Annotated in this window: 27 protein-coding genes and 1 pseudogene; all 28 read left to right on the top strand. The window is 49.4% G+C overall.

Going from position 1 to position 15256, the window contains the following annotated elements:
* Positions 1-11: 11 nt before the first annotated feature.
* The 28 genes and pseudogenes from rplB (at position 12) to truA (ending at position 15164) form a co-directional block, all read left to right on the top strand.
* A complete protein-coding gene (gene rplB / locus ACIDITHRIX25_RS79415; RefSeq protein ID WP_052604325.1) occupies positions 12-848 on the top strand; it encodes a 50S ribosomal protein L2 in 837 nt (278 codons plus the stop codon).
* 15 nt (positions 849-863) lie between these two features.
* A complete protein-coding gene (gene rpsS / locus ACIDITHRIX25_RS79410; RefSeq protein ID WP_052604324.1) occupies positions 864-1145 on the top strand; it encodes a 30S ribosomal protein S19 in 282 nt (93 codons plus the stop codon).
* A complete protein-coding gene (gene rplV / locus ACIDITHRIX25_RS79405) occupies positions 1142-1840 on the top strand; it encodes a 50S ribosomal protein L22 (RefSeq protein WP_082058423.1) in 699 nt (232 codons plus the stop codon). The genes rpsS and rplV overlap by 4 nt, the downstream gene beginning before the upstream one ends.
* A complete protein-coding gene (rpsC, locus tag ACIDITHRIX25_RS79400; protein ID WP_201733335.1) occupies positions 1840-2700 on the top strand; it encodes a 30S ribosomal protein S3 in 861 nt (286 codons plus the stop codon). Before rplV ends, rpsC begins: the two co-directional genes overlap by 1 nt.
* A 2-nt stretch (positions 2701-2702) precedes the next feature.
* Positions 2703-3137, top strand: coding sequence for a 50S ribosomal protein L16 (gene rplP / locus ACIDITHRIX25_RS79395; protein WP_052604322.1), 435 nt, complete (start codon positions 2703-2705; stop codon positions 3135-3137).
* A complete protein-coding gene (gene rpmC, locus ACIDITHRIX25_RS79390; RefSeq protein ID WP_052604321.1) occupies positions 3137-3343 on the top strand; it encodes a 50S ribosomal protein L29 in 207 nt (68 codons plus the stop codon). The genes rplP and rpmC overlap by 1 nt, the downstream gene beginning before the upstream one ends.
* Before the next feature lie 13 nt (positions 3344-3356).
* Complete coding sequence (gene rpsQ / locus ACIDITHRIX25_RS79385) at positions 3357-3629, top strand: 30S ribosomal protein S17 (RefSeq protein ID WP_052604320.1); 273 nt, start codon at positions 3357-3359, stop codon at positions 3627-3629.
* The gene (gene rplN, locus ACIDITHRIX25_RS79380) at positions 3626-3994 is read left to right on the top strand and encodes a 50S ribosomal protein L14 (RefSeq protein WP_052604319.1); all 369 of its coding nucleotides are present in this window, start codon (positions 3626-3628) and stop codon (positions 3992-3994) included. Before rpsQ ends, rplN begins: the two co-directional genes overlap by 4 nt.
* The gene (gene rplX, locus ACIDITHRIX25_RS79375; RefSeq protein WP_052604318.1) at positions 3994-4299 is read left to right on the top strand and encodes a 50S ribosomal protein L24; all 306 of its coding nucleotides are present in this window, start codon (positions 3994-3996) and stop codon (positions 4297-4299) included. Before rplN ends, rplX begins: the two co-directional genes overlap by 1 nt.
* Positions 4296-4862, top strand: coding sequence for a 50S ribosomal protein L5 (gene rplE / locus ACIDITHRIX25_RS79370; protein ID WP_052604317.1), 567 nt, complete (start codon positions 4296-4298; stop codon positions 4860-4862). The genes rplX and rplE overlap by 4 nt, the downstream gene beginning before the upstream one ends.
* 10 nt (positions 4863-4872) lie before the next feature.
* A complete protein-coding gene (locus ACIDITHRIX25_RS79365) occupies positions 4873-5058 on the top strand; it encodes a type Z 30S ribosomal protein S14 (RefSeq protein ID WP_052604316.1) in 186 nt (61 codons plus the stop codon).
* Between the two features lie 15 nt (positions 5059-5073).
* Positions 5074-5475, top strand: a complete 402-nt coding sequence (rpsH, locus tag ACIDITHRIX25_RS79360; RefSeq protein WP_052604315.1) for a 30S ribosomal protein S8 — start codon at positions 5074-5076, stop codon at positions 5473-5475.
* A 34-nt stretch (positions 5476-5509) separates the two neighbouring features.
* On the top strand, positions 5510-6052 hold the full coding sequence (rplF, locus tag ACIDITHRIX25_RS79355; protein WP_201733334.1) for a 50S ribosomal protein L6: 543 nt from the start codon (positions 5510-5512) through the stop codon (positions 6050-6052).
* A gap of 24 nt (positions 6053-6076) precedes the next feature.
* On the top strand, positions 6077-6445 hold the full coding sequence (gene rplR / locus ACIDITHRIX25_RS79350) for a 50S ribosomal protein L18 (RefSeq protein ID WP_201733333.1): 369 nt from the start codon (positions 6077-6079) through the stop codon (positions 6443-6445).
* 4 nt (positions 6446-6449) lie between these two features.
* Positions 6450-6995: a 30S ribosomal protein S5 gene (rpsE, locus tag ACIDITHRIX25_RS79345; RefSeq protein WP_052604312.1), complete on the top strand. Its 546-nt coding sequence runs from the start codon at positions 6450-6452 to the stop codon at positions 6993-6995.
* On the top strand, positions 6992-7192 hold the full coding sequence (gene rpmD, locus ACIDITHRIX25_RS79340) for a 50S ribosomal protein L30 (RefSeq protein ID WP_052604311.1): 201 nt from the start codon (positions 6992-6994) through the stop codon (positions 7190-7192). Before rpsE ends, rpmD begins: the two co-directional genes overlap by 4 nt.
* Positions 7193-7198: 6 nt before the next feature.
* Complete coding sequence (gene rplO, locus ACIDITHRIX25_RS79335; RefSeq protein WP_052604310.1) at positions 7199-7699, top strand: 50S ribosomal protein L15; 501 nt, start codon at positions 7199-7201, stop codon at positions 7697-7699.
* A gap of 190 nt (positions 7700-7889) precedes the next feature.
* Positions 7890-9185, top strand: a complete 1296-nt coding sequence (gene secY / locus ACIDITHRIX25_RS79330; protein ID WP_052604309.1) for a preprotein translocase subunit SecY — start codon at positions 7890-7892, stop codon at positions 9183-9185.
* Positions 9186-9225: 40 nt separating this feature from the next.
* On the top strand, positions 9226-9885 hold the full coding sequence (locus ACIDITHRIX25_RS79325) for an adenylate kinase (RefSeq protein ID WP_201733332.1): 660 nt from the start codon (positions 9226-9228) through the stop codon (positions 9883-9885).
* 55 nt (positions 9886-9940) lie between these two features.
* Entirely contained in the window at positions 9941-10702 is a 762-nt protein-coding gene (map, locus tag ACIDITHRIX25_RS79320; protein WP_235347526.1) for a type I methionyl aminopeptidase, read from the top strand.
* Between the two features lie 170 nt (positions 10703-10872).
* Positions 10873-11097, top strand: coding sequence for a translation initiation factor IF-1 (infA, locus tag ACIDITHRIX25_RS79315; protein WP_082058422.1), 225 nt, complete (start codon positions 10873-10875; stop codon positions 11095-11097).
* Positions 11098-11188: 91 nt separating this feature from the next.
* Positions 11189-11302, top strand: a complete 114-nt coding sequence (rpmJ, locus tag ACIDITHRIX25_RS79310) for a 50S ribosomal protein L36 (RefSeq protein WP_082058421.1) — start codon at positions 11189-11191, stop codon at positions 11300-11302.
* Positions 11303-11306: 4 nt separating this feature from the next.
* The gene (rpsM, locus tag ACIDITHRIX25_RS79305; protein WP_052604308.1) at positions 11307-11684 is read left to right on the top strand and encodes a 30S ribosomal protein S13; all 378 of its coding nucleotides are present in this window, start codon (positions 11307-11309) and stop codon (positions 11682-11684) included.
* Positions 11685-11761: 77 nt separating this feature from the next.
* Positions 11762-12160 (top strand): 30S ribosomal protein S11, encoded by a 399-nt coding sequence (rpsK, locus tag ACIDITHRIX25_RS79300; protein ID WP_052604307.1) that lies wholly within the window; start codon positions 11762-11764, stop codon positions 12158-12160.
* Positions 12161-12181: 21 nt separating this feature from the next.
* Entirely contained in the window at positions 12182-12805 is a 624-nt protein-coding gene (rpsD, locus tag ACIDITHRIX25_RS79295) for a 30S ribosomal protein S4 (RefSeq protein ID WP_052604306.1), read from the top strand.
* 29 nt (positions 12806-12834) lie between these two features.
* Complete coding sequence (locus tag ACIDITHRIX25_RS79290) at positions 12835-13773, top strand: DNA-directed RNA polymerase subunit alpha (RefSeq protein WP_052604305.1); 939 nt, start codon at positions 12835-12837, stop codon at positions 13771-13773.
* 2 nt (positions 13774-13775) lie between these two features.
* Positions 13776-14126, top strand: a pseudogene (rplQ, locus tag ACIDITHRIX25_RS79285) (50S ribosomal protein L17); the annotation flags it as partial.
* A 186-nt stretch (positions 14127-14312) separates the two neighbouring features.
* Positions 14313-15164 (top strand): tRNA pseudouridine(38-40) synthase TruA, encoded by an 852-nt coding sequence (gene truA / locus ACIDITHRIX25_RS79280; protein WP_201733331.1) that lies wholly within the window; start codon positions 14313-14315, stop codon positions 15162-15164.
* Positions 15165-15256: the final 92 nt, after the last annotated feature.

Genomic DNA, 15256 nt, shown 5'->3' with positions numbered 1-15256 from the left:
TTTTTAAGAATATGGCTATTAGAAAGAGAAAACCCACTAGTCCTGGACGTCGGTTTCAGTCGGTGTCCGACTTTTCCGAGATTACTAAGTCCAAGCCTGAGAAGTCGCTTTTGGCTCCTAAGAGCTCTAGTGGTGGTCGTAACTCCTATGGACGAAAGACCTCCCGCCACCGCGGCGGTGGTCACAAGCAACAATATCGCTTGGTGGACTTCAAGCGTCGCAAAGACGGAGTTCCAGCAAAAGTTGCTGCGATTGAATACGATCCCAATAGAAATGCTCGGATTGCTTTGCTTCATTATCTTGATGGTGAAAAGGCATATATTCTGGCTCCTAATCGCCTCAAGGTCGGCGAATTGGTGGAGTCGGGTTCCGGTGCTGATATTCGGATCGGAAATGCACTTCCTCTAAGGAATATTCCAGTTGGTACTGTGGTGCATAACGTGGAATTGCGACCTGGTCAGGGCGGCAAGATTGCTCGTGGAGCAGGTATGTCGGTGCAACTAGTCGCCAAAGAGGGCGATTTTGCTACACTTCGTCTTCCCTCTACTGAAATGCGTCGCGTTCCTATTGATTGTCGGGCTACCGTAGGCGAGGTTGGCAACGCCGAGCATGAGCTGATTTCGATTGGTAAAGCTGGACGTAACCGTTGGAAGGGCGTTAGGCCTCAGACACGAGGTGTCGCTATGAACCCAGTGGATCACCCACTTGGCGGTGGCGAAGGCAAGACGTCTGGTGGACGTCATCCAGTTTCCCCTTGGGGTCAACCTGAAGGTCGTACGCGTTCAAGGCGCAAGGCAAGTGATGCAATGATCGTACGTCGTCGTCGCGGACGCGGCGCAAGGCGCTAGGAGGTCTTATAAAAGATGGCACGTAGCCTTAAAAAGGGTCCTTTTGTCGATTCTCACCTACTCAAGAAGGTCGACGCTTTAAATGAGAAGAACGAGAAGAAGGTCATTAAGACCTGGTCTCGTAGATCTACAATTATTCCTGACATGGTGGGTCACACCATCGCCGTTCATGATGGCCGAAAGCATGTTCCTGTCTATGTGACAGAGTCCATGGTCGGTCACAAGTTAGGTGAATTCAGCCCTACTCGAACCTTTAAATACCATGCGGGTCAAGAGAGAACGGGTAAGAGAAGATGAGTACCACTACTTTCAATTCAGGCACTAGGGCTGTCTTGCGTCAATATCGCATGTCGGCATCGAAGGTTCGTGAAGTTCTTGACCTGATCCGGGGCAAGGATATTATTACCGCTCGAGATATTTTGGTCTATTCGGATCGTGGAGCGGCTCGTCCGATCTTGAAGCTTCTGGCCTCTGCTGTGGCCAATGCTGAGAATAACGACGGTATTCCAGCAGATGAACTCTATGTCTCTGCCTGCTTTGCAGACGAGGGGCCGACTATGAAGCGTTTTCGTGCGCGAGCTCGTGGGCGTGCAGGACAGATTTTGAAGCGTACGGCTCACATCACGATCTATGTCGATCGCATGGAATTTACCAAGATTGCTCAGATCAATGCTAAGAGATCCTCTGAGGAAGCTCGTCGTCAAGAACGTCGTAGTGCACGTGTCCGTGGCTCAAACAGTTCTCTCGACGAAATAGAAGTTGTCTTTGACGCCGAGGATTCGGATCTTGTTGTTCATACTGAGACCGAGAACACAGAGACCGCTAACACAGAGACCGCTAACACAGAGCCGACAATTCCAGAGAGCTCGGAGACCGTGAGCGATCAAGGTGATTTAGGTGCAAGTGATGCAGTCTCCAACGACGTCCTTGAGGTAGTTTCAAGCGAAGATCAAGACGTTGTCGATGACGATGCTGAAAGCGAGAATAAGTAATGGGTCAGAAAGTAAATCCCTACGGTTTTCGCCTTGGTATAACCACCAAGTGGAAGTCGACCTGGTACGAGGATAAGAATTACAAAGAGACAGTTCTTGAGGACTGGAAGATCCGTAACTTTCTTATCAAGAGACTTGAGAACTTGCAGCTTTCGCGAGTAGAGATCGAGCGTAAAAGAGGCGATATCAGAGTTGATATCTACTCATCGAAGGTTGGTCCTATCGTCGGACATCAAGGCAAGAAGATTGAAGAGCTTCGCCATGATCTCGGTGCGCTAATTGGGGATGAAAAGGTCCAATTAAACGTCAAAGAGATTCAAAACGCTGAGCTTGATGCCGCATTGGTTGCACAAAGTATTGCAGATCAGCTGGCTCGGCGAGTTAGCTTTAGAAGAGCGATGAAGCGCGCTATGCAGCTCGTGGAGCGTTCTGGTGGTCAGGGCGTCAAGATCCAGTGTTCTGGTCGACTTGGCGGTGCTGAAATGGCACGCAAGGAGTCCTATCGCGAAGGTCGAGTTCCGCTTCATACCTTGAGAGCAGACATCGACTATGGCTTCCGAGAGGCTAGAACTACCTTTGGTCGTATCGGTGTTAAGGTCTGGATCTATAAGGGCGATATCGTTCCCTATAAGGTACCTAGCCTTACCGAAGCAGCTCCTACCGAGCAGGCCGCGCAACGGCCGCGAAGAGTTTCTGCAGGTGGCGGTCGACGCGTAAGCGAAGGAAGGCCCCGTAACGCGGCGCCGGTCGTAAATGGAGAAGAGCAACTTGAGAAGATCCTAGATCGGTCTGAGGAGCTCGAGAAGAAGGTGCGCCAGGAGTCACATGAGACAGCGCACTTCAAGCGGGAGAGCGATTAATCATGTTGATGCCTAGGAAGGTAAAGCACCGTAAGGTGCAGCGTGGCCGGCGAACTGGGCTGGCCAAGGGTGGTACCGAGTTGAACTTTGGTGAGTTCGGTATTCAAGCCTTGGAAGCTGGTTGGTTGACCGCTCGTCAAATAGAAGCAGCTCGTATTGCTATGACGAGGCACATCAAAAGAGGTGGAAAGGTCTGGATTCGAGTTTTTCCAGATAAGCCAGTTACCAAGAAGCCTGCTGAGACTCGCATGGGTTCGGGCAAGGGTAACCCGGAGTTTTGGGTTGCAGTTGTAAAGCCGGGTCGCATCCTCTTTGAATTGAATGGTGTCTCGGAAGAGCTAGCTCGTGGCGCTTTGGAGAGAGCTATTCAAAAGCTCCCCTTTAAAGCACGTGTGGTTGTAAGAGATGCATTTTCTCACGAGAATGAGGGTCAATAATGTCAAAGGCTTCTGAATTAAGAGATTTCGGTGATCAAGAGTTGCAAGAGCGTCTTGATGAGAATATCAAGGAGTTGTTTCAACTTCGGTTTGACCTGGCTACTGCCCAGGTCGCCAATACCTCGCGTGTGGGTCTATTAAAGCGAGAGGTTGCTCGTATTCATACGATTATGACCGAGCGATCCGCTTCATCCGAGGACAAGTAGGTAGGAAATCATAATGAGTGAGATTGAAAGTCCGAATGAGAATACCCGTAAGGTCCGTGAAGGTACAGTTATTTCTGACGCCATGACCGATACGGTTGTTATAGCGGTTGTAGAGCGAGTTCGCCATCCGAAGTACCGAAAGACGGTGCAGCGTACTAAGAAGTTGTATGCGCACGACTCGACCTTTGGTGCACGCGTTGGAGATGTCGTCCGCCTGGAAGAGACAAGGCCTCTTTCCAAGCTAAAGAGATGGCGTGTTGTGGAGATTTTGGAGCGTGCCAAGTGATACAGCAAGAAACCAGACTTAGGGTGGCTGATAATTCAGGCGCAAAAGAAGTCCTCGTTATTAAGGTTTTGGGGGGTTCACGGAGACGATATGCCAGCATTGGCGATATCTTTGTGGCCACTGTTAAGGATGCAATTCCTGGAGGTAATGTAAAGCGCGGGGATGTTGTAAAGTGTGTGGTTGTGCGAACCAAGAAGGAGAAGCGCCGTTCAGACGGTAGTTACATTCGGTTCGACGAGAATGCCGCTGTTATTATCAACGATGCGATGCAGCCAAGAGGAACCCGTATCTTTGGGCCAGTTGGCCGGGAACTCAGGGACAAGAAGTTTATGAGGATCATATCGTTGGCTCCGGAGGTGCTTTGATGAAGATCCGTAAGGGTGACAAGATAAAGGTGCTGGCCGGTAAAGATAAGGGTCGCGAGGGCGTGGTCTCTAGGGTGATTCCTAAAGAGGGACGTATCATAGTTGATCGTATTAATGTCGCTCGCAAGCATCAAAAGCCGACCAATCAGACCTCTCAAGGTGGAATTATCGACAAGGACATGCCTTTTTCGGCTTCGAATGTGCAGATAGTTTGTGCTAAGTGTGGTCCAACACGGGTCGGTTATAAGTTTTCCGACGCAGGCGTTAAGTCTCGCGTCTGTAAAAAGTGTGGGGGTGACCTATGAATGAGTTCGCTGGACCGCAGCCGCGTCTGAAAGAAAAGTACAACACTGTACTGCGAAGCCAACTCAAAGAGAGCCTTGGCCTGTCAAATATCATGCAGGTCCCTCGCATGGAGAAGATAGTTATCAACATGGGTGTTGGCCGTGCTACCGCTCAGGCTTCTCTACTTGAGGGAGCGCTGCGGGATCTAGAGATTATCTCTGGCCAAAAGCCCATAGTTACCAGGGCACGAAAGTCCGTGGCGAGTTTCAAGCTTCGTCAGGGAAATGCTATCGGTGCCAAGGTAACGCTTCGAGGCGATCGCATGTGGGAGTTCTTTGATCGTTTGGTCTCGCTCTCCATTCCTCGCATTAGAGACTTTCGGGGATTGAACCCTAAGTCGTTTGACGGTAACGGTAACTATACCTTCGGCGTCACGGAGCAGTTGATCTTCCCGGAGATCGAGTATGACAAGGTTGATGTAATGCGTGGTATGGATATAACCATCGTTACAAGTGCAACAAGTGACGACCATGGCCGAGCGCTTTTGTTCGCATTTGGATTTCCCTTCAAAAGAGAGGGTTAGGAAGTAGATAATGGCTAAGAAAGCTCTAATCGAAAAGCAAAGGCGTGCAGCGAAGTTTAAGGTTCGCGCCTATACCCGTTGCGGTCGTTGTGGTCGTCCACACTCGGTATATCGCAAGTTTGGTCTATGCAGGATCTGCCTTCGGGTAATGGTTCACGCAGGCGAGATTCCTGGCGTGACCAAGGCTAGCTGGTAGAGGAGGAACTGACCAATGATGACGGATCCGATCGCGGACATGTTGACGCGAATCCGTAATGCCAATACGGCAATGCATGATACGGTTGTAATGCCAGGTTCGAAGCTAAAGAAGGCTTTGGCTGAGGTGCTCGTTAGCGAGGGCTATATAGAGGGCTTTGATATCAAAGAGACTGAGGGTAAGCCCGGTAACTCTCTAGAGATTCAGCTCAAGTATTCACCAGAGCGCAAGCGGGTAATCTCTGGTATTCAGAGGGTTTCAAAGCCCGGGCTCAGGGTCTATTCCCGAGCGGAGTCTGTTCCACGTGTCCTTGGTGGCCTTGGGATAGCGATCGTCTCTACCTCTCGGGGTTTGATGACTGATCGAGAAGCTCGAAAGCAAAAGATCGGCGGTGAGGTCGTCTGCTACGTCTGGTAGTGATGACCCATCTATTGAGGAGTATGTAAGTTCTATGTCACGAATTGGGAAAGTCCCAGTAGAAGTACCTCAGGGCGTGTCGGTCGAGATTCTTGGATCTAACGATATCAAGGTAAGTGGTCCTAAAGGGACGCTTTCGAGAGTGCTTCCTGGTGAGATTTCGGTCCGCCAGCAAGAGTCGGTTTTGGTTATTGAGCGTCCAAACGATGAGAGACTCTCTAAGTCCCTGCATGGCCTTTCGCGCACTTTGGTCTCGAATATGGTCGCCGGTGTAACCAGTGGTTTCACCAAGGAGCTAGAGATTATTGGCGTTGGATATCGCTGTATAGCTAAGGGCCCTGGAGAGTTAGAGCTCTCGTTGGGTTTTTCGCACACAGTCAAGGTCGTTGCACCAGAGGGTATTACCTTCGAGGTGCCCACGCCTACAAGGATCATTATTAGAGGGATCGACAAGGAAATTGTCGGTCAGGTCGCTGCCAATATTCGCAAGATTAGAAAGCCAGAGCCTTACAAAGGTAAGGGCGTTCGGTACCTGGGAGAAAAGGTCCAGCGTAAGGCTGGTAAGACTGGTAAGTAGTGCCAGAGCTTTTTGGAGATAGCAATGTCAATTAACAAAGTTAACAGCCACGCGCTGCGTATCAAGCGACATAAGCGAGTTAGACGTATCGTTATCGGTACCACAGTTCGCCCACGTTTGGCTGTCTTTCGTTCGAATAAGCACATAGTTGCTCAGATCGTTGATGACTCGACTGGTTCAACGATCGCTTCAGCTTCGACGCTTGAGGCCGACCTTCGTGGCGGTGGCGCTACCGGTAATATAGCTGCTGCTGTCAAGGTTGGAGAACTCGTTGCGCAGCGCGCAGTGCAAAAGGGAATTAAAGCAGTCGTTTTCGACCGGGGTGGATTCCAATACCACGGTAGAGTGGCGGCATTAGCCGATGCAGCCCGTAGCAAGGGATTGGAGTTCTAAGGATATGGCCGAAGAGGTTTATGAAGAGCGCACGATTAAGGTCAACCGGGTTGCCAAGGTTGTAAAAGGTGGACGTCGTTTCTCCTTCACAGCACTTATGGTGATTGGTGACAAGAATGGTCGTGTAGGACTCGGTTATGGTAAGGCCAAGGAGGCCGGTATTGCCGTCCAAAAGGGTATTGAAGAGGCTCGAAAGAATCTTTTTAGTGTTCCGTTGGCGGGAGATACAATAATTCACCCGGTTTTAGGTGCTGCTGGGGCTGGGCGAGTTTTGCTCAAGCCAGCTGCTCCTGGTACAGGTGTTATCGCTGGTGGCGCTGCTAGAGCTATTCTTGAGATGGCCGGAATTCATGACGTGGTTGCTAAGTCTTTGGGTTCGTCCAATGCTATCAATGTCGCACACGCCACCATCTCTGGTTTGAAGGATCTAAAGCGTCCCGACGAGATAGCTGCGCTTCGTGGTAAGTATGTCGATGAGATCATTCCAGGCGCCATTAACCGTGCTTATGCTGAGAAGAAAAAGCAAATAGAAGGTGGCGAACGAGGTTGAGCGAGACTAATTCGGAGAAGAAACTTACAGTTACGCAGATTAAGTCAGGGATCGGTACAAAGCCAAAGCATCGTGCCACCCTTAAGGCTCTAGGGCTTGGACGTATCGGTAAAAGCAATGTGCTTCCTGATCGCAGAGAGATTCGCGGGATGATTGCCAGAGTGCCGCACTTGGTCGAAGTCGTGGAAGAGGTATAGAGGCTGATGTTAAAGTTACATGATCTGACTCCAGCTGAGGGGTCAAAAAAGAAGCCAAAACGCGTTGGTAGAGGTATTGGCGGTAAGGGCGGTAAGACTGCTGGCCGTGGTACCAAAGGCCAAGGAGCTCGCGATACGATTCCTATGGGCTTCGAAGGTGGGCAGCTTCCCCTGACCCAGCGTACGCCTAAGGCTAAGGGATTCAAGAACCCCTTTAAGGTGATCTACGAGATCGTCAACTTGGATAAGGTAGCTGAATTGGCTGCTCAGGGTGTCCTGGTGATAGATCCAGGCGTCTTAGCCAATTATGGCATCGTAAAGCGTGGTTCGTTGGTGAAGATCCTTGGAAACGGGGAGATTCGTACCGGTGTTACTGTAACGGCCCATAAGTTTTCTAGGGCGGCTGAGTTTGCCATTAGAGCTGCCGGTGGTTCGATAGTCACTGTGGATCTACCTTATGCTGGTGGGCGACCACCGGTCCGTGGTAACCAACACGCAAACCGTTAATTATTTCTTTTATCTGATTGTGGGGCCGGTTGCTATTCTAAGCTTGCCGGCTCTTTTTTTAGTTTCGGACCCAGTTTCATGGGTTTTTTAAGAGTCTCTATGGAATCTTTTCGCCATTGACTAGTATGGGATAGCTAGGCTTGGGTCCAATTGTACGTAAGAGCCTTATGAATGGTAGGTGAGTCGTTAAGTGCTTGGCAGTTTGAAAAACATCTTCAAAGTCGCAGACTTGCGCAATAAAGTTCTTTTTACGCTGATGATCATTGCGGTCTATCAGTTGGGCGCGAATTTACCAGTACCTGGTATTGACTTCGCGGCACTTAAGCAGTTGGAGACATCTGCCTCTGGTAGCGGAGTCCTTGGGTTTTTAAACCTTTTTTCTGGTGGCGCTCTGACCCGCTTTGCCATCTTCGGCCTTGGGATTATGCCCTATATCACCTCCTCGATCATCATCCAGTTGTTGACGACTGTTATCCCTAAGTTCGAAGAGTGGCGTGATCAAGGACCAGTTGGCGAAAAGAAGCTGACGCAAACTACCCGTTATCTTACCATTGTTCTAGCGATCCTCCAAGGAACTGGTTTAGCCTTTGTCTTTCACAATGGTGGTGCTGGATTTTTGCCTAACGGTCAGCAGATCGATCTAATTCCTAGTTTTACAATTGCGAGGGTTCTCTTCATCGTCCTCACCTTTACGGCGGGTACTGCCTTGGTTATGTGGTTAGGTGAGTTGATTACACAGCGTGGAATCGGTCAAGGTATGTCGATCATCATCTTTGCCAATGTCGTGGCTGGTATTCCTAGCGGTGGCCATGCGATTCTTGCTCAGGCTGGTGGCTTTAAGTTCGGCGTTATCGTTGTCCTTGCGCTTATAATCTTGGTCGCTATCGTCTTTGTAGAACAAGGCCAGCGTAGGATTCCTGTTACCTTTGCTAAGCGTGTAGTTGGTCGTAATATGTATGGCGGTGGAAGCACTCATATTCCGCTCAAGGTCAATCAGGCTGGCGTTATTCCAATCATCTTTGCATCATCTATTTTGTATTTTCCGGTTCTTTTGACGAATATTATCCCGTGGGCCGGCTTTAGAACCTTTGTGAATAACCATTTGGTCTCTGCCACCAGCTTTTATTACATTATTAGCTACGGTATCTTGATAGTCATGTTCACCTTCTTCTATGTGCAGGTGGCATTTGATCCATATCAACAAGCCGATATTATTCGAAAGCAAAGCGGTTTTATCCCAGGTATCCGTCCAGGTGCGCCGACAGAGCGTTACTTGGCTAAGATCCTCAATCGGATCACCTTCCCTGGCTCGCTCTTTTTGGCGGCGGTTGCATTAGTACCCGCTATCGCTTTGGCACTATGGCATGTAACGGGATATCCTTTTGCAGGTACGACATTGTTGATTGCCGTTGGTGTCGCGTTAGAGACTATGAAGCAGGTCGATTCTCAGCTTTCGATGCGAAATTACGACGGCTTTCTTAAGTAGCATCTTTGGGTGCATATTTTAGAATTTAGGGGGCAAGGGGTTGGATAAGCCGTATCGAATTGGCATGCTTGGTAAGCAAGGCGCCGGTAAGGGAACTCAATGTATTCGTTTGAGCGAGGTATTGGGGATCCCCCATATATCCACAGGCGATATGCTGCGAGCTGCACTTCGTGAAGGTACCGATTTCGGTAAGGCTGCGGGTGAGTTTATGGAGCGTGGGGAGTTGGTTCCTGACTCTATCATCGTTGGCGTCGTAGCTGAGAGACTTGCACAAAGTGATGCTCTAAATGATGGTTTTGTATTGGATGGCTTTCCCCGTACCTTGGCTCAGGCCCAGATGTTGGAGGATACGTTAGCTCCAGTGGGGTTGAAGGTTGTCATCAACTTAGACGTCTCAACCGAAGTAGTCCTGGATCGCTTGTCTTCTAGACGTGTTTGCGTGGGCTGTGGTCGGACTTATTCGATCCATTCGAGGCCAAATCGCAATTGGAGCTGTGATAGCTGTGGTGAGGAAGTCATACAACGCAGTGATGATACCAAAGAGGCTATCGCGAGAAGACTGGCACTCTATGATGAGCTGACTGCACCGCTGATTGATTGGTACGGCCAGTTGGGCAAATTGATTTCGGTTTTTGGCGATGGCGACTTCGACTTGATTCACAAGGAAATACGTAGCGCTATAGATAGCGTTATAGGTTAGAGTACTTGTCGCTATTGGCTTATTAGGCCCCTATCGCTAAACGTGAGGTTTCGAATTGAAGTGGGATTCTACGGTCCGTCGTTCAGGTGCTGAACTTGATAAGATGCGTAAAGCTGGAAAGATAGTTGCAGAGATTCGCGCTAAGACTCGCGAAGCTATTCGAGACGGAATTACTACAGGCGAGATTGATAAGATAGCCCATGAGATAATCGATGCTAGAGGTGCTAAATCTAATTTTCTGAATTACCATGGTTTTCCAGCTACTATTTGCACTTCGCCGAATTCTATGATTGTTCATGGTATCCCTGGTGATTATCGATTAGTCGAGGGGGATATTATCTCCATCGACTGTGGCGCCATTTGGCAAGGATATCATGGCGATTCGGCTTATACAGTTGGGGTGGGAAAGATCTCGAAGGTAGCTGCGAAGCTGATTGAGGTTACTGAGGCCTCTTTGTTTGCCGGTATAGATGAGATGGTGGTCGGAAATCACCTTCATGATATTGGTCGGGCTATTCAAAATCTCGTCGAAGCTAACAAGATGGCAGTAGTGCGCGAGTATGTTGGTCACGGAATTGGTACGGCGATGCACGAGGCGCCCAATGTGCCAAACTATTGGCCCGGGTCTCCAGGTCCGAAGCTTCGTGCCGGTAACGTCTTTGCAGTTGAGCCGATGGTGAATTTAGGTAGTGCCGATACTAAGGTTTTGGCTGATGGATGGTCGGTGATGACCGCTGATGGCTCACTCTCGGCTCACTTCGAGCATACGATTGCGGTTACAGATAATGGTCCAGAGGTCTTTACCTTAGAGGACTAGTAAGGGGTTAATTTTTGGATTGCCTTTCTTTTTGTGATATACCGGAAAGATCTCGGCGTACGCTAGACTAATCTCTCTGTGCAAGATCTTAGGGTGCACCTAAGTTTGTGCAGCTGTCTCCTATGGGGGATTGACAACCGATTTGGTTGTAGCGATTTAAGGAGTTTGATCTGACGAAGCCGAAAGAAGATGCAATTGTTCTCGAAGGGACCGTGGTAGAGCCCCTTCCCAATGCGATGTTCCGAGTTGAACTCGAAAATGGCCATAAGGTATTAGCTCACAGTTCTGGAAAGATGCGTATGCACCGAATTCGAATTCTTCCGGGTGACCGGGTGCAGATTGAACTGACCCCATATGACCTCAATCGGGGCCGGATAACATACCGGTACAAGTAGGAGACTATACTTACCAGTTTTGATTGGTAAATAATTCTCTATCGTCGCTTCTAAATTAGGAGTGACGATTTTCAAGTCAAGAGAGTAAGCAATGAAGGTAAGACCGAGCGTCAAAACAATTTGCGAGAAATGCAAGGTAATTCGCCGCCACAGGGTTGTGTTGGTGATTTGTGAAAACCCTAGACATAAGCAACGACAGGGATAGGTAAATGGCACGTATAGCCGGAGTAGACATTCCAAGGGAAAAGCGGTTGGAGATTTCTCTGACCTATATCTATGGAATTGGACTGACCACCTCGCAGCAGATCTGTGCTGCAACCGGTGTAGATCTGAACACTCGAGTTCGGAACTTAACCGACGAAGAAGTAGCACGTTTACGTGCCTACATCGACGCTAACTTCAAGGTTGAAGGTGACCTCCGTAGAGAGGTATCCCAAGATATCAAGAGGAAGCAGGAGATTGGCTGCTATCAAGGACTGCGTCACCGTAAGGGGCTCCCAGTTCGCGGTCAGCGTACCCACACTAATGCGCGTACGCGTAAGGGTCCAAAGAAGACCGTCGCTGGTAAGAAGAAGGTCAAGCGATAGTAACCCTATAACAGAGCGCTTGTAACACCTCTGTTAGATCTTGTTTTGAAGTTAGAAAATTCCTATAAGGAGCGTCGATGGCCAAGCCAAAACCAGCTGGGCGAAGAGTAAAGAAAAAAGAGCGTAAGAATATCGCTCATGGGATTGCCCATATTCATTCGTCTTTTAATAACACCATAGTTTCGATTACAGATCCAGATGGTAACGTCATTTCTTGGGGTTCCGCAGGAAACGTCGGTTTCAAGGGATCCCGTAAATCCACCCCATTCGCGGCTCAACTAGCTGCAGAAGCCGCCGCCAAGCGCGCGGCTGAACACGGCGTGCGTCGTGTCGATGTTTTGCTCAAAGGACCTGGTTCCGGTAGAGATACAGCGCATCGCGCCATTGCTAATGCCGGTATTGAGATTATGTCCGTGCGCGATGTGACACCTACTCCCCATAATGGATGTCGCCCCAAAAAGCGCCGCAGGGTTTAGAAAGTTTAAAAGGAGTTTATTGTGGCTCGATATACAGGCCCTGTGTGCCGTCTGTGCCGAAGAGAGCGTGAGAAGCTATTTCTCAAGGGTTCCAAGTGTGATACCCATTGCCCCCTGGAAAAGCGTAATTATCCACCTGGTGAGCACGGTCGTGACCGCGCCCGTCAGGGTTCTGAGTACTTGACCCAGTTGCGCGAGAAGCAAAAGGCTCGTCGTATCTATGGTGTTTTGGAAAAGCAGTTCCGAAATATGTTCGAAGAGGCTTCACGCCAAGATGGTATTACCGGTGAGAACTTGTTGCGTATGCTTGAGATGAGACTCGACAATATAGCATTTCGTGCTGGTTGGGGTGTATCTCGTTCGCAAGCTAGGCAATTTGTTTTGCACGGTTTTGTGACGGTAAATGGCCGAAAGGCTACAATCCCATCGATGAGACTTCGTCGAGGCGATATCGTCGCTCTAAAGCCATCGGCTCGTGAACTTGCCGTTGTTACGGAGTCGATTGCATCTCAGGCCCCTCACATCCCGGCCTGGTTGACATCGATCGGATCTGGCTTTGAAGTCGAGGTTTCGAATCCACCACTGCGTGAACAGATTGATGTCAAGGTTCGCGAACAGTTAATCGTCGAACTCTACTCCAAGTAAAGGTTTCGCAAGAGCGCTAAGGAGAAGGAATGCTCTTTATTCAAAGACCCGCCGTTGAGGAAGCATCCGAAGAGGTTGCGGGTCGTCAAAAATTTGCGATAGGACCTCTGGAGCCCGGTTTCGGACATACCTTGGGTAATTCGTTGCGTAGGGTTTTGCTCTCGTCGATTCCTGGTGCTGCTCTCGTTGAAGTTCGCTTTGACGATGCGCTCCATGAGTTTACGACGCTGCCCGGAGTTAAAGAAGATGTCACTGAGATCATCCTTAACTTAAAGGACGTTGTGATTCGCTCTGAGGTAGACGAGGCGATTACTATTCGTCTGGACGTCAGAGGCCCCGGAATTGTAAGAGCGGGTGACTTTCAGGTCACTGCTGATCTAGAGATAGTTAATCCCGATCTACATATCGCCACTCTGTCGGATCGAGGGCGGATAGCTCTTGATGCTGTGGTAGATAAGGGCAAAGGCTATCAGAGTGCCGATTCGTCGCGTTCGAGTGGAATCATTGGACGTATCCCTATGGATGCGATCTTTTCTCCAATTCGTCGTGTAGCGGTTGAGGTGATTGCCACTGCAGGTGAGCGATCTCGTGACTACGACCGCTTGGTCTTAGATATCGAGACCGACGGATCAATTACTCCACGCGAGGCTTTGGCCTCGGCTGGAGAGACTTTGAGGTCGTTGGTTGGATTGATTGCTGATATGAGTGATCAACCCCAAGGACTTGCTTTGACGGAGACGCCAGTTATAGAGGTTCGTTCACCAGATCTTGACCTTCCTATTGAAGATCTTGAATTGACTGAGCGTCCGCGTAACTGCCTCAAGCGTGCTCAAATTAATACGATCGGTGAGCTACTTTCGCGAAGCACCGACGACCTACTCGCGATTACTAACTTTGGCCAGAAGTCACTTGATGAGGTTGTCAGCCGACTCAATGAGCGCGGCCTTTCACTAAGGAAGAGGGACTAGTTATGCCCGGTAGGCCTAAGCAGGGACGTCGTTTTGGTGGCGACGCAAAACATCAAAAGGCGATTCTCGCTAATCTAGCGGCTTCGCTCTTTGCAGCTGAATCGATTACTACTACAGAGGCCAAAGCTAAGGCTTTACGACCAGTGGCAGAGAAGCTTATTACAAAGGCAAAAAGAGGGGGTCTCGCTAACCACCGTGAGCTCGCTAGCTATCTTCGTGATAAGGATATGGCCCAGAAGTTGATCTCTGATATCGCCGAGCGTTATTCAGAGCGTCAAGGTGGCTATACCCGGATCCTGAAGAAGGGTCCTCGCCAAGGAGATAATGCGCCTATGGCCATTATTGAGTTGGTATAACAAGTCTCTGTGTGATCTAGAGAGTTTTTGATAGCGGATGTTGGGGCGTAAGCTCCTCATCCGCTATTTTTCTTGGCTGAGTTTTCTTTGTCTATGGCTTGGTTCTTCGGCGGGTTTCTAAGGGATTTGGAGAGATCTCCGTGGCATTGTTTTATGGTGAAATCAGTTTAAAGGGTGGGACCGTTGTCTTCGCCTAGAAACTATCTTCCACAAGAAGTCAATAACTTGGCTATAGAGTTTGCCTATGATGGCTCAGCATTTAGCGGTTACGCGCGTCAGCACGATCAGGTTACGGTGCAAGGGGATCTCGAGGCCGCACTAAGGGCAGTTCTTGGGGACTCTTTTCGAACGTTTGTTTCTGGGCGAACTGATCGGGGCGTTCATGCTAACTCTCAGTTCGTCTCAGTTGTACTGGAGGATCCCAAGTACATTGATTTGGATAAGTTCCGGCGGTCGATCGAGCGCCTCACTAGTGCCTCGATTGCTATTCGTGCGGTATGGTCGATGCCGGAGGATTTCCATGCACGCTTTTCCGCAGTGGCCCGTCGATATCGGTATTGTCTTCTTACCGGCGACTTTGCGCTGCCAATGGAGCGCCGTGCGGGTTGGCATATCGGTTCTCCACTCGATCGAGATGCTCTATTTGCAGCGGCATCCTACTTGGTAGGTGAGAAGAATTTCGCTACCTTTTGTAGAGCCGATCCCAATGGTGGTTCTCTTAATCGACGTGTGAGTGAAGTCAGCGTCTTTGAGACCGATCGCGATCATATCCATATAGAGATTGAAGCCAATGCCTTTTGTCACCAGATGGTTAGGGCTCTAGTGGGTTACTTAGTAAAGGTCGCTCTAGGCCATGCTACTCCTTGGGATTTCAGTAGGGCTCTTGATGCACAGGATCGTTCTAAGGGAGTCGATCTCGCCCCACCGTATGGTCTTTTTCTTATCATGGTTCGCTTTGAGGAGCGCTTTGAATTTTTGAATCGGCCTGTAATTTCGGTTGGCAATCGACTTATGTCCAAAAGGTTGGAGGATTAGCGGATTGGCTATCGATTAATCCTGTTATAATGTTCCTTTGTGTCTTATGCGACCGAAACTGTCGTAGGCATCTAATTCGTACCTTTGAAACC

The sequence above is a fragment of the Acidithrix sp. C25 genome (assembly GCF_904848545.2).
Note: the sequence above shows the minus strand (reverse complement) of the source record. Positions and strands in the feature narration are given on the sequence as shown.

Bases quoted from the DNA above. Each gene is read 5' to 3' on its own strand.
- rpsQ (WP_052604320.1), top strand. From the start codon at position 3,357: ATGAGTGAGATTGAAAGTCCGAATGAGAATACCCGTAAGGTCCGTGAA.
- rpsM (WP_052604308.1), top strand. From the start codon at position 11,307: ATGGCACGTATAGCCGGAGTAGACATTCCAAGGGAAAAGCGGTTGGAG.
- rplB (WP_052604325.1), top strand. From the start codon at position 12: ATGGCTATTAGAAAGAGAAAACCCACTAGTCCTGGACGTCGGTTTCAG.
- rplV (WP_082058423.1), top strand. From the start codon at position 1,142: ATGAGTACCACTACTTTCAATTCAGGCACTAGGGCTGTCTTGCGTCAA.
- rplP (WP_052604322.1), top strand. From the start codon at position 2,703: ATGTTGATGCCTAGGAAGGTAAAGCACCGTAAGGTGCAGCGTGGCCGG.
- rpsK (WP_052604307.1), top strand. From the start codon at position 11,762: ATGGCCAAGCCAAAACCAGCTGGGCGAAGAGTAAAGAAAAAAGAGCGT.
- rpmC (WP_052604321.1), top strand. From the start codon at position 3,137: ATGTCAAAGGCTTCTGAATTAAGAGATTTCGGTGATCAAGAGTTGCAA.
- rpsE (WP_052604312.1), top strand. From the start codon at position 6,450: ATGGCCGAAGAGGTTTATGAAGAGCGCACGATTAAGGTCAACCGGGTT.
- ACIDITHRIX25_RS79365 (WP_052604316.1), top strand. From the start codon at position 4,873: ATGGCTAAGAAAGCTCTAATCGAAAAGCAAAGGCGTGCAGCGAAGTTT.
- rplF (WP_201733334.1), top strand. From the start codon at position 5,510: ATGTCACGAATTGGGAAAGTCCCAGTAGAAGTACCTCAGGGCGTGTCG.
- ACIDITHRIX25_RS79290 (WP_052604305.1), top strand. From the start codon at position 12,835: ATGCTCTTTATTCAAAGACCCGCCGTTGAGGAAGCATCCGAAGAGGTT.
- rplE (WP_052604317.1), top strand. From the start codon at position 4,296: ATGAATGAGTTCGCTGGACCGCAGCCGCGTCTGAAAGAAAAGTACAAC.
- rplR (WP_201733333.1), top strand. From the start codon at position 6,077: ATGTCAATTAACAAAGTTAACAGCCACGCGCTGCGTATCAAGCGACAT.
- rpsS (WP_052604324.1), top strand. From the start codon at position 864: ATGGCACGTAGCCTTAAAAAGGGTCCTTTTGTCGATTCTCACCTACTC.
- rplX (WP_052604318.1), top strand. From the start codon at position 3,994: ATGAAGATCCGTAAGGGTGACAAGATAAAGGTGCTGGCCGGTAAAGAT.
- rpsC (WP_201733335.1), top strand. From the start codon at position 1,840: ATGGGTCAGAAAGTAAATCCCTACGGTTTTCGCCTTGGTATAACCACC.
- rplO (WP_052604310.1), top strand. From the start codon at position 7,199: ATGTTAAAGTTACATGATCTGACTCCAGCTGAGGGGTCAAAAAAGAAG.
- rpmJ (WP_082058421.1), top strand. From the start codon at position 11,189: ATGAAGGTAAGACCGAGCGTCAAAACAATTTGCGAGAAATGCAAGGTA.
- rpsH (WP_052604315.1), top strand. From the start codon at position 5,074: ATGATGACGGATCCGATCGCGGACATGTTGACGCGAATCCGTAATGCC.